Genomic DNA, 13,654 nt, shown 5'->3' with positions numbered 1-13,654 from the left:
GTCCTCCCTAAAACAGCATTAAAATTTTCGCATCCCGCTGTGGCGGGATTAGATCTTTTGAAGGAAGTATTCTAAGGCAGCACAGCCGCAACCAAAAACCTTCCTTGGGGATTTAAACAACCACAGAGAGCACAGGGAAGTATTTTTAAATTAAAAATTAAAAATTACGAATGACGAATTAATTTGCGAAGGGGCAACTTATGCCCAGGCGGTGAGGAACCGTGCCGGCATGTCATTCTGAGAATCCCTTACTTTGGCATACCATTCAAAAGAGCAATGTAACTCGAGCTTCAGTCCGCGACTTTGTAAGGGCTAAGCATTTAAGGTGGGTTTTTATTTTTAAAAAAAGGAAGGGGGAGTTTTAATCGTTGCTTTGTAAATTTTGATTTTTAAACGATCATCTACTCAAACGTTTGGGATTTCCCTGTAATTAGGCAGCTCAAAAATTTTCTCACGCTAAGGGGCAATATCTTACAAAGGAAGTATTCCCAAAAAATACGTAAGCACGCAGGCCTAACACAGCCGAATAGGTGCATGTTTCAGCATCCCACGTTAAAGTCCCGTGGGGACGAAATGTTTGTAGCCCACCGCGTCAGCGGTGGTTAAAGCAAAAACACAAAAAACATGGATCGTCCTGTAAGGACGAAATAGGAAACCGTTTCAACGGTTTACACTTCTCAATTTCATCGGTGTTTGTTTTAAACATTCCTTAAATTGCTATCCCGCCGACATTTGTTTGAATCCAAATCTAAGGCAGCACAGCCGCAACCTTTTAAAAAACCGCAAAGTTCACGAAAAAGCAATTTTAATTAAAAATTACGAATTACCAATTATTTTGCGATGGGGAAATTGTGCCTAAGCGCTAAGAACACGTGCTACCTGTTATTCCAGCCTTTAGCGATTCTCCCTGATCAAAACAGCCCATGCAGACTGTGGCCCGGCCCGGCCAGTTCTTCCACGCGTTTTTCTACCTGCGCATCCTCCTTTAAAAGCGGGGCATGGTGTGGCTTGATTCGAGCATCGATGATTAAACTGCCCTTACAGCCCCAGTGTTTGTGTTCAATAAATGCCCCTACCCCGTAAATATCGTGAGAAGGATTGGAGCGCGTAAAGGTGGCCCACAAAAAATTAGCCAGGCTGGCGCTGACGAACTCGCTGTCATCCACCAGCACCAGCAAAGGAAAGGAATTGACCAGAGAAAGCGGCAGGCTCTGCTCCAGGGTGCGCAACTCTTTTTGCGCTTCTTTGTACGACACAAAGGGCTTTCCCTCCAAAGCCAAAACGCCGGGCATGATCCGTTTTACATTTTTAAACTCAGAAGGTAGTTTCAAATCCTCAGCAAGCCAATATGCCAATTCCCTTCGGATTTTGCCGGCAGCGGCCATGATCACTTTAGAGCCAAAATTGAGTTTGGTTCCGCTGTAATCCAGGGTATCGATGGTGGTTTCGGTGAGAAAATGCACATCGCGCTGCCAATCGATTCGCGACAACCAGTGTCTGAAAAAGCCCGGAATGTCGTTGATGTTGAGTTGCGGATCGTCTTCTTCGGCCACAATGAGTAAATATTTGGCAAGGGAGAGCTGTCCAAAGCCTAAAATAGCCTGGGCCTGTGTAAGCAATTCCATCGGCTGTCTTTTTTCGTACGGTACATAACGCTCACTGCCAATGGCCAGCAGTAAGGGATGAACCCCGGCTTCGTCCACAGCATGAACGGCCTTTACGCCCGGTAAACTCCTTGGAATCATGGGAGCCGTAATTTCATGAATAAGCTTACCAAAGATGGTGTCTTCCTGCGGCGGTCGGCCGACCACCGTAAAAGGGAAGATCGCCCCGGGACGGTGAAGCACCTCCTGCACGCGCAACACAGGAAAGGGATGGGCTAAACTGTAGTACCCTAAATGGTCGCCAAAGGGGCCTTCCGGCAACAATTGCTCTTCAAGAGTGCCCAGAATGGCAAAATCGGCCTCAGCCGAAACGATCCAGCCTTTGTAATTAAAGTAGCGGAAACGACGTCCGGCCAACAGGCCGGCAAAAGACAATTCGCTTAAGCCTTCGGGCAGAGGCATCACCGCTGCCAGAGTGTGCGCCGGCGGGCCGCCCAAAAAGATGCTGACCTTTAGCTTTTGGCCGCGCTGCAGGGCACGGGCATGGTGCACGCCAATGCCGCGATGAATCTGATAATGCAGGCCCACCTGGGCATCGGGCTGGTATTGATTGCCGGAAATCTGCACGCGGTACATACCCAGATTGCTTTTTAACAGGGATGAAGACGCCGGATCAAGGGTCAAAACCTGAGGCAGGGTTAAAAAGGCCCCGCCGTCTTTTGGCCAATTTTGAATTTGTGGTAACCGGCTGATTTGTGTGCGTTTTTTGGCCACTGGTGCAAAACGAACCCTCTGCGGGAAAAGATTTACGGCAGAGGGTAGTAATTTAATAGTTTGTAGGGGATTTTTTAAAGCGTTCTCCGGGTGCGCAGCCATCTGCATTATCATTCTGGTAGTTGGCAGAGTTTTACGAAAGATAAAGCGCGCCCGTTCCAGGGTGCCAAACAGGTTGGAAACAGCCGGGAAGGGGCTGCCTTTCACGCGTTCAAACAGCAGAGCCGGGCCGCCAACGGCAAAAACGCGACGATGAATGGCAGCCATTTCAAGATGAGGGTCCACTTCTTCCCAGACACGAATAAGGTGACCGTGCTTTTCAAGATCAATCAGACATTCACGAAGCGATCGGTACATTTTTATCCTTTGTTGCTAAAGGAATGTAATTTAGAATCAGAATCAATGTAATTCAATAGACCAGGAGATAACGCACATTGCACGGTACAGGAACCCCCACAAAAGATCAAAAAGACTCAAGCTTTGTTTTTTCAATTTTTAAAGTGACAGACCGATTACACAAGCTATGTTGTTTTAGAAGGAAGCTGAACGATCTGAAACCAATAATTGGCAATGCTTTTAACCACCTCTACAAGGCCTTCGAAGGTTACGGGTTTCGCAATAAATCCGGCCACCCCCAATTTATAGGTTTTTAAAATATCTTCCTCGGCTTTTGAAGTGGTTAACACGATGACCGGTATGTGATTGACATCCGGGTCTTGTTTGATTTCTTCCAGCGCTTCGCGCCCGTCTTTACGGGGCATATTCAAATCCAGTAAAATAATATCCGGAATAGGCGCTTTTTCTTCATCGTCAAACGGCGGACGACGTTTTAAATAGTCGATAAGTTGTTGCCCATCTTCAACAAACAGGAGCTCATTCATCAAATGGCATTCGTTAAAAGAATCACGCACCAGTAATTGGTCGTCTTGGTCATCTTCAGCCATGAGAATGGTAATGGGCTTGCCCCTTCTCTTCATTTCAAATTAACTCCTTTCTTTGTTCAACTGGCAATTCCACAAAAAATTTTGTTCCTTTATTTAATTCGCTTTCAAAATAAATTTTACCATGGTGGCGTTCAATAATGCGTCGGCAAATAGCCAGACCCATGCCTGAGCCTTCATATTCATCCCGCGTGTGTAATCTTTGAAATGGCTTAAAAATCCGGTCGGCGTACTTAGAATCAATCCCAATTCCGTTATCCTCTACAACAATAGTAACCTTACGTTTATTTGATTTTTCCGGTAATTGAAACACTTTAACTTCTGGTATTACTTCTGTACGGTGAAATTTTAAGGCGTTTCTGATGAGATTTTCGAATAGCTGGTACATCTGCGTTTCATCGGCTTCAATTACAGGTAAATTTTCGGTTTTAATGCGGGCGCCCACACGCTTAATTTTTAAATCAATATCAAAGATCACATCTTCAAGCACTTTGTTCAGGTCAACAGGTTCAAAAGGCTTACCTCTGGTTTCCACTCTAGAGAGGGCTAGCAGACTGTTAATTAGATTTTGCATTCGTTTACTGGCATTCATCATACGTTCCAGAAAGTCTAAACCGCGTTCATCGAATTGATTTCTGTATCGTTCCAAAAGTCGGCCGCCAAAAGCCAATATTTTACGCGCCGGCTCCTGTAAATCGTGCGAAGCAATATAAGCAAATTCTTCTAAATCGCGATTGCTCTGTTCCAGACGCTCGGCATAGTTTTTTAACAGTTCCTCGCGTTCCACCTGTTCCGTGATATCGGCACACGCCCCAATCCAGCGGTTCACTTCCTTTCGCTCGTTTAGAAGGGGCACGGCCCGCACAATAAACCACCTGAACTGACCATCATATCGTTTAATTCTAAATTTTCCTCTGTAAATGGTTCTGGCAGTCAGCGCTTCCTTCCAGCCCTCATGCACATGGGGATAATCATCCGGATGAATACTGGAGAGCCAGCCTTCCCCCCTGGCCTGTTCAAAAGTCTGTCCGGTAAAGGCGCGCCAGCCCGGGATATCTTCCACCACCTGGCCTCTGGCATCCGTGCTCCAGATGATCTGCCCGCTGGCTGCAATTAAAGTCTGAAAGCGGATCATGGTTTCTTTAGACAACGCTTCAAATGATTTTTCATCGCTTACATTGATCAGCAATCCCACAAAATAGTCCAGTTTTCCATCTTTTAAAACAGGATGCAATTCATCTCTGAACCAAAGATACTTTCCGGCTTTATTCTTCATTCGGTATGTTAATTTTTGGTGCTTGTTTTCCAGATGTCGTTGGCCCTCTTTTACCAAAAACGGACGGTCTTCTTCATGAATAATCGTAAACCAGAATTCGGGATTGCCAATAAAATGCGAAGGGCTGTAACCCAATAACCGCTCAACGCTCTTTGCCATAGATATGAAGCGATAACCGTATTGTTCATCAGGCTTGATCATATAAAATGCGATCGAAAAGTCTTTAAATAAAAACTCCAGCACATCTTTCGGAAATTGTTCTTCATTTTTTATCACATCATGCTCCAAAAACGAAATCGTTTTTCCCCTTGTGAATTCACTCCGGCTTAGCATCTTTATTCTGTCAGGGTACGAAAGAGTTTTCTTTCGTAATGTTCCGTGTATTTATTAACTGCAATATGATTTTTCATATTTCCGTGATTTATTAAGCCAGTACGAATATTTTTAACGCTGTTCCATATTTTATTAACATCAATTAATGCGGTTCGCCCTGCATTAAAAGCTGATACACACTTTTTAATAACTCAGCGGCTGTAAACGGTTTATGTACAAAAGGCACGTTCAGAGGGCGTAGATTTCCAATGTCATCGTCGTGCCCGCTAATAGCCATGATCTTCACATTTTCATCAATTCTTCGTAAGGCGCGAATAACGGACGGTCCATCCATTAAGGGCATGGACATATCGGTAATGATTATTTCAACCGTATTTAGATTTTCGGCAAATAGGGCGATCCCTTCAGGTCCATCGGCTGCGGCCAGTACGTTATATCCATTGCTTTCAAGGGTTTTTTGCGTAATTTCACGAACCGAAACTTCATCTTCGATGAGCAGGATACACTGTCCATTCCCCAATGGAACTGCTTCTTGTTCAATCCTGGGTTCTGCTTTTTCGGCCCTCAGCGCGGGAAAATAGATTTTAAAGGTTGTGCCTTTTCCGCGATCGCTGTACACATTGATGAATCCACCATGTTCATCAACAATACGATGAACGGTGGCCAGTCCCATACCTGTTCCTTTGCCCACCTCTTTGGTTGTAAAGAAGGGATCAAAAATTTTATCGATCTGATCTTCAGGGATTCCCGTACCGCTGTCACTTATCGTAACCATCACATAAGGCCCTTCCTGAGCATTGCGCATAGATTGGGCGTATTGTTCATCCAGCATTAAATTTTCAGCGGAAATGCGCAAATTACCGCCCTCGGGCATGGCATCGCGGGCATTGACCAATAGATTCATAATCACCTGATGGAGCTGGGAGGTATCCGCCATGACCGGCCATAAATCGGCTGCTACATCAACCTGTAATTGGATGTGCCGAGGGAAGGTCTTCTCTACCATTTTCAATACTTCGGAAAGGACGTAACGAATTTGGACAACGGTGCGCTCACCCTCCGTACCCCGCGCAAAAGACAGAACCTGTTTGATTAACGAGGCTCCGCGTTGCGCGCTGGTTTCCATTAGTTCCAACGACTTCCTGGCTTTCTCATCTTTAACGATATGTTTAAGGAGTTCGGTCCCCATCAAAATGGGGGTTAAGACATTGTTCAAATCATGGGCAATGCCCCCGGCCAGGGTGCCCAGACTTTCTAGACGCTGAGCGCGCGAATATTGTTGTTCTAATTTTTTCTTTAAACTGATATCCAACCAAAAACCATTTATTTCCGGCTGGGCATCTGCGCGTTTTACCACCGTACGTTCATCATAAATCCAGATAAAGTGCCCTTTTTTGTGTTTAAATCGATACTCTACTGAAAAGCTGCCTGTTTTTTTAAGTTGGGCCATCGATTTCAAGACTTTTGCCCGATCCTCCGGATGCAGCGCTTCATAAAAAATCTGAGGATTTTCAATGAATTCCCGCGCCTCATAGCCGGTTAAGCCTTTGATATTGTGACTGACATAATCCGGTGCAAATTCGTCTATCAGCGGGCCGCTAAACAGAACCGTGGTATTTGTTTGTAGCAATCGATCCAATATATGGAAGGTCTTCTTTAGCTCCAGTTCAACTTTTCTCCGATCGCTGATATCTTTGATAAAAACAAGAAAAGTCTCTCTTTCCTCTTCCATAAAAGAGGCCAGCCCTTCGACCATGGCCACCGTCTGGTCAGGGCGCAGAAGACGGAAATCAAATTCCTGAGACTTACCGGCCGTTTTAAACAGTTTTCTAATATTTTTTTCTACTTCAGGCTGGTCTACCGGATGAATAAATTCCATAAAGGCTTTACCAACCAGTTCGGCTTCAGAAGTCATTTTCATGATTTTTACCATTGTTGAATTGGCAAAAATAATGCGTTCCTGTTTGATTAATAGAATACCCAGAGTAGCCACATCGATAAAACGCTGAAATTTTCCGGCATTTTTCAACATCGTTTCATCGTTGCGCTGTCTCTGAACCGCGGCGCCGATAATATCGGCCCCCAATTGAAGGGCTTCCCGTTCGCTGGCTGACCAGTTTCTTGATTGACGAATAGAATCGAAACATAAAAACCCCCACCAACGTTCATCAACAAAAATAGGCACAACAAGCATCGATTTGATTTTTTGTTCATCGAGTACTTTTTTTTCTGATTCCGGAAACTCTTTAACTTCACCCCAGATTTGCCGGCCACTGCCCAACTCTTTTATCCAGCGTTTGAAACCCGACTCTTTTAATGGAATATTCTGAAACTCAGTTCGAATTACCTGGTTTTTTATTTCCTGAGTAATCCATTCATATTTTTTACTGACAACCCAATCCTGATTGTCATCCTGGTAATTCTGAAATAGAAAAACACGATCGACGCGTGCCACTTTACCCAATTTGTTCAGGATCACTGTCATATATTTTTGACAGTTCCGCGAACGTAACAATAACCTTGCAATTTGACTGATTTCTTTCAGAATCGATTCTTTTCTGTTTAGAGCTTCTTCAAATATTTTTCTTTCTGTTAAGTTGCTAATAGTAAATAGGAGGGCCCGTTTGCCCTGCCATTGCAAATGAACTTTGCGAACCTGTAAATAAAAGATTGTACCATCCTGGCTTTCCAGGGTAATCTCATTAATTCCGGATTGAAATTCTTGCGTTGCGAGTGTCCAGGCTCTGGTTCTGGTCAAGCCTCTTTCTAAAAAGAATTGAGCCGATCGATTTTTAAATAGAATCTCGTTGTTTTCATTAATTAGCAAAACGCCGTCTGTTATCTCTTCTAATATTTTGTTGTTTAACTTTTCGCTCATTTCAATTGTTTTAAAAAGCCTATGCCGCTCCAGAGCATGGATGATAATGCGCTCGATAAAATTGGCGGGTATTAATTGCTTAGGTAAATAATCCTGCGCGCCAGTGCTCAATATCTGAGCCGTTAAATCAGGATCATCCACTACACTAACCACAATTTGGGGGATTTTTGGAGCAACTTTTTGTATTGACTGTATGGTCTCAAATCCCTGGCTATCGGGTAAATTCAGGTCTACCAAAATAACATCGTAATTGTTCTCTTTAAGAGCCTTTTTTGCTTCCTGCAAATGAGAACAGATGGATACTTTAAAATTATTCTGCGCGTTTTGTAACATATCTGTAATAAGAAGAATATCTTCCTGATCATCTTCAATTAACAACACGCTGATTGCTTTAGGCGCCATGATCTCTCCCATTCGAAAACGATTAAAATCTTTTTTGGATTTTGGTTTGAGCAATTATTTTATGGTGCAGGTCCTCTTTTTGCCAGAAAGTCCTCTTTTATAACTCAATATTAAATGATTACTTACATTTAAAGCCATGAGCCATCAAAGGGGCCGATGCTTCCCTTTCTTTGTTTTCTATTTTAAGCTCTATCAGTTACTAATATTTCATTTATTGTTTTTAACAACTTTTGCGATGTAAAGGGTTTGTTTAAAAGCTTAATTTTTGTACTACCATCAATCGTTATCTCCTTTTCACGTCCGCTCATGGCTACAATCTGCACCTGTGGATTAATTTTTAATATGGAACGAATAGCTGATACGCCGTCCATGTAAGGCATGGAGATATCGGTCAACACCAGGTCGATTGATTCTTTTTGACGGGCAAAGATAGCCACGCCCTGCGCACCATCGCTGGCCATCAACACCTGATAACCATTTTCCTTTAAGGTATTGGAAATAATTTCGCGAATTGCTGTTTCATCGTCAATGACCAGTATGGTCTGCCCCTGGCCTTTCAGATCTTCTTCGATTACCTGGTACTTTTTTACTTCTGCGACTTTGTTGGCCGGCAAATAGATATTAAATGTGGTGCCATTCCCCGGTTCTGAATAAACATTTAAATAACCATTATGGTGTTGGATGATGGTATGCACAGTGGAAAGGCCCAGGCCCGTTCCCCGACCGACTTCTTTTGTGGTGAAAAAAGGGTCGAATATTTTATTGATTAACTTTTCAGGAATGCCTTGTCCAGTGTCGCTTACACTAATTCGAATATAATCCCCTGGTTGGGCAGTTTTGTGCATTAGGGAATAATGCTCGTCGAAGACGACGTTTTCTGCCCTGATCTCCAGTTTTCCGCCTTCGGGCATGGCGTCGCGTGCATTAACGCATAGGTTCATGAGCACCTGATTAATTTGTGTGGCATCGGCCAAAACCGGCCATAAATCCTTGGCCACCGAAATTTCCAGGTGGACTGATTTAGGAAAGGTTTCTTCTATAATCTTACCGACTTCTGAGATAATATGGCGCACCTGAACCGGTTTGCGTTCTCCTTCTTCGCCGCGGGCAAAGGAAAGAATTTGTTGAATTAATTCTTTCCCCCGATGTGCGCTACTTTCAATCATCTGGATTACTTTTTCATTAGCCGGATTTTTATCCCGCATTCGTAAAACTTCTGCGGCCAGCAGGACGGGCGTTAAGATATTGTTTAAATCGTGCGCAATACCGCCGGCCAGGGCCCCCAGGCTTTCCATGCGCTGGGCGCGCAAAAATTGGCTTTCTAATTTTTTCTTTTCCGTAATATCGATCCACATGCCGTTAATGATCGATGCCTTTTCCTGCCAGTTTGGGGAAACCTTCATCTCATCATAAATCCACACGTAAGTTCCGCCTCTACTTTTCACACGGTATTCAAAGCTGTACTTACCTGGTTGGCCTATCTTTTTAAGGGCCTGTACCATATTTTCTTTATCTTCCGGATGCATTAGGGCCAGCCAGCAATCTGGATGATCGCTCAATTCTTCCGGATCATAGCCCAATACGTTTTTAACATTGGAGGTTAGCTGTACGGGGATGATTTGACCATCTTGCCAGCGGGCCGAATAAATTACCGCCGAACTGGATTCTAACAAATTCAATAATTGTTGATTGGTTTCAGCCAATTTCTGATCCATTACTTTTTTTTCGGTAATATCTACCACCATTTTCAGAACGCCTTGAAAGGTATCCTCCAGGATAGGCGACGAAGAAATGAGGCCCCATATCTCTGTTCCATCTTTTTTCAGAAAACAAAGTTCATGCTGAGCAACTTCGCCCTGCAGTTGTTTATGCCAATGATTAATCGCTTCTTTTTTTGCTTTTGGTGAAACGAAATTAAAGTAATTTTTGCCCATCAGCTCCTGCACATCATAACCTAACATATCAGCCATCTTCTGATTGACGAAGGTTGTTCTGGCCCGCGCATCTAACATCCATATGCCTTCTTGCGCCAGATCGACAATTCGCCGATATTTTTGTTCGCTGGCCTTTAAAGCTAATTCGGCTTCTTTTCGAGCAGTTATGTTTTCGGCCACTCCTTCATAATACAAAATATTTCCTTCATCGTCGCGCACCGTGCGTAAACTCTCTTTGACCCAAATCAGATTACCCGCTTTTGTTCGCCACTGGGTCTCAATATCGTGCACCTGGTCCTGCGTTTCCAATAATTTTATGATTTTATTGGCTTCTTTACTCATTCCCGGACGTTTAAAAACAAATTCTTTTAAATCTTCCACGCTTTCACACTCAGTCATTTGCAGACAAAAGGAATTTGCGTCAAAGATTTTCTTGTCTCTGGAGAAAATAAAAAATGCGACTGGCACACTGTTAAACAGATGGTAAAAACGTCGATAACTTTCAGCCAAAGCCTGTTCGTTTTTTTCTTTAATTTTTTTTAATCGTAAATTTTGAATGCCAAAACTTAAATTACTAGCCAGCCTGGTCAGGAGCTCTGTTTCTTGAGGATTAAAACAATTTTGGTTTTCAGAATAAATATTCAACGTTCCGATGATTTCTTTTTCATAGATCAGGGGCAGAGCAATGGACGCCTTGAAATCAAATTTTTTACCCTGCTCACGCCAGGGTTTTACAATGGGATCTTTTTGCCAGTTTTGAACAATAACCGGTCGACCGTTGCGTATGGCACGGCCGGTAGGCCCCTGCCCAAATTTGTTTTTGCCCCAGGAAACCTTAATTCCTTTTAAATAACCAGCTCCCTGGCCAAAGTGGGCCACAGGGCGCACCGTTTTGCTTCGGTTATGTACAGCATAGCCAACCCAGGCAAAATGATATCCCCCTTCTTCAACCACAATTCTACAAATTTCGTTGAGCAGAGATGTTTCATCTTCCATCTGGAATAAAGCTTCATTGGCTTTCATGAGCATTCGGTAAATACGGCTTAATTCCTGAAACTTTTGTTCGCTCTGTAAACGCTCGGTCAAATCGTACATCGAAACGAAGTAGGCTTGTTGCTTTTGCCAGACAATGGGCCGGGAACGGAGTTCGATCGTCGCATCAGCAACCTGTAAATGGAGCGGTTTATTTTGGGCCAGCGGAATACCGAACTCCTGTTTCATCAGGTCTTCCGGTTCTTTTCCTAATAGCTCAGCCGCTTTTTTGTTGCCAAATTGAATCATTCCCTGGCTGTCAACAATAAGAATACCAAAAATATTATTTTCAATGATGATTTCGTACTGCCGGCTATTTTCTACCATACTTGTTTGTAAATTATGGCGATTTAAGGCATAGAGTAACACACGGCGCAAAATCGGCGCAGAAATAATCCCTTTTACCAGATAGTCATGTGCGCCAATTTTAACGGCTTCCATGGCTAAAAATTGATCGGTATGCTCGCTCACTACAACAACAGGAATGTCATGGGAATAGGGCCTTAGTGCTCGCATAGTGTCCAGCCCGCTGCTATCTGGTAGGTTCAAATCCAATAGGATAACATCCGGAGTGTTCGTCTGTAACCATTCTAAACCTTTTTCTAAGCTAAAACAATGTTCTATCACAAAAAGCAGATCTCTTGACTCGCTTAGAAGATTCTTAATTAGAAGCGCATCATCAGGATCGTCTTCAATCATTAATATTTTAACTCTGGCTGTTTTTTCCATGTTTTTTCCTCATCGAAAAAAACCAAACATCAAACTTCTTTTTTTGTTCAGCTTCAAAGAACTGAATTAACAGGCATAAGCCCCATCGACTTTGTTTATCTTTGAACTTAATCCAACTATTTACAGGCCAGATATCTGTTCTATTTTCAAGGACATTTAGAAACGCTTAGATTTTTCTAAATTTTCAAAACTCATCCTTACCTAAAGAATTATAAATTCAGGTATTTTTGAGTAATGAAATAACTTCTTCCCTGGAGCTAATTTCACCGACAAAACGTCGTTCCGGTTGAGGCTGGATTCTGATAATTGTGGGACTGGCTAAGATACCGTACTGGCGTGCTTCCTGTTCATCCTGCTGGACATCATATATATCCAATTGAAAATTTTTTTCATACTCTTCCTTTAAAATTTTGCGCAATTCCTGAACCATGGCCTGTTGTCCCTTTGAGGAACGGTTAATGAACATTTTTAAGATTACCTTTTCCATTTTCCATAACCTTATCCATTGTCGTCACTATTTCGAAAAAATAAATAAAAATGTATTTCAATATGAATTAACTAATTTTTTTAGACTGTTTATTCCTTTTATTCATAGGGAGTTAAGCATATTTCAAAACCAGAGCGACCATTTTGAAAACAGTGATCTTACTATTTAACGAATTTCCATGGATAGCATCAAATCAGGCAAGGCTAAAACTTGGAGCAGCCACCAGCATGGCCCGACAAAATTTACGAGTTTGATTTTCCCCCTTTTTGGCCACGGTTTCAAAATCAATGCGTGTAAAGGGCGGCCGGATTAAATGGCCGATCTCTATATAAAAGTTCTCCTCATTTTTTAGCTCATTGTAGTGCACCGGGGTTAAGTAATAAATCTTTTTCTGGCGTATTACTTCAATAGCGCCCTTTTCTTGTTCTCCACATAGATGAAAGATCTTGTTGTAAATTGGAGCAAAAAGAGCGCTGTCCTGTTCGTGCTGCAATTCTTTATGATGTAAGCGGTCGATCGCCATGGCAATTAATTGCGTGACGGTATAGCCCAGGTCTGTAAAATCCTTAATCTGTTTATCGGTAATTTCACCCAGGCGGATGGTTGTTAAACGTTTAGGCATTGCGCCTCCTTTCGAGGATTTTCCTCGTTTATTGAAAATAATTAATTTCAATTTAGAAGTATTACATTGTGTCAGATGACTTTGTTCTGGAATAGTGATTGCTTAAGTTGAGTCAATTTAATCTCCTTATTTTTATACGTGTAATATATCATTTTAAAATACAAAAATCAATTAAACCCGTCATTTTTAAACATTGTATTTTGGGATGGTGAAGAAAGTGTAAGAGTAGAATAGTTGAAGTCTTAATCAGTCAACTTAAAAATCGCACCAGAAGAAAAACCATTTCAACGGTTTACATCAATCAACAAAACAACGCCATCATTCATAAAATAGATCCTTGCCTTCCATTCAGAACGCTTACCCTCGTGCCTGAAATCGCCAACACTGCTGAAAAAAATTGCACACCGCGAACCTCCCCCTTCTCCAGACTTTTATTCTGGAATCGGGGAACGAGGGGGGGAGGGTAAACAAGCCCCCCATGCCACCGTTGAACATTAGAATAGTGCATAGGCTGTTTGGTTAATTACTACCGATTTCTTTTGCTACAACGCTGTTGTCTTGAATCTTTCTTTTCTTCACTAAATAAATAAAAAAATTGTCCGAAAAGACTTAATAAATCCGCTATGTGCGCCCTTGAGATAA

General features: G+C 42.6%; 7 protein-coding genes. All 7 read right to left on the bottom strand.

The features are described from left to right. Nucleotides 1-911: 911 nt before the first annotated feature. Nucleotides 912-2,735 carry a UbiD family decarboxylase gene (locus ACWB0I_RS03790; RefSeq protein WP_479386706.1) on the bottom strand — a complete coding sequence of 608 codons (1,824 nt, stop codon included), beginning with the start codon at nucleotides 2,733-2,735 and terminating at the stop codon, nucleotides 912-914. Between the two features lie 164 nt (nucleotides 2,736-2,899). Beyond that, entirely contained in the window at nucleotides 2,900-3,355 is a 456-nt protein-coding gene (locus tag ACWB0I_RS03785; protein WP_479386705.1) for a response regulator, read from the bottom strand. Nucleotide 3,356: 1 nt separating this feature from the next. Beyond that, nucleotides 3,357-4,871, bottom strand: coding sequence for a PAS domain-containing sensor histidine kinase (locus tag ACWB0I_RS03780; RefSeq protein ID WP_479386704.1), 1,515 nt, complete (start codon nucleotides 4,869-4,871; stop codon nucleotides 3,357-3,359). Nucleotides 4,872-5,070: 199 nt separating this feature from the next. After that, nucleotides 5,071-8,208 carry a response regulator gene (locus ACWB0I_RS03775; protein ID WP_479386703.1) on the bottom strand — a complete coding sequence of 1,046 codons (3,138 nt, stop codon included), beginning with the start codon at nucleotides 8,206-8,208 and terminating at the stop codon, nucleotides 5,071-5,073. Nucleotides 8,209-8,390: 182 nt separating this feature from the next. Beyond that, nucleotides 8,391-11,903 carry a PAS domain S-box protein gene (locus tag ACWB0I_RS03770; protein WP_479386702.1) on the bottom strand — a complete coding sequence of 1,171 codons (3,513 nt, stop codon included), beginning with the start codon at nucleotides 11,901-11,903 and terminating at the stop codon, nucleotides 8,391-8,393. 217 nt (nucleotides 11,904-12,120) lie between these two features. Beyond that, nucleotides 12,121-12,390, bottom strand: coding sequence for a circadian clock KaiB family protein (locus tag ACWB0I_RS03765; protein ID WP_479386701.1), 270 nt, complete (start codon nucleotides 12,388-12,390; stop codon nucleotides 12,121-12,123). A gap of 193 nt (nucleotides 12,391-12,583) precedes the next feature. Beyond that, the gene (locus ACWB0I_RS03760; RefSeq protein WP_479386700.1) at nucleotides 12,584-13,012 is read right to left on the bottom strand and encodes a hypothetical protein; all 429 of its coding nucleotides are present in this window, start codon (nucleotides 13,010-13,012) and stop codon (nucleotides 12,584-12,586) included. Between the last annotated feature and the right edge of the window lie 642 nt (nucleotides 13,013-13,654).

It is taken from the genome of Caldithrix sp., from assembly GCF_056497305.1.
Note: the sequence above shows the minus strand (reverse complement) of the source record. Positions and strands in the feature narration are given on the sequence as shown.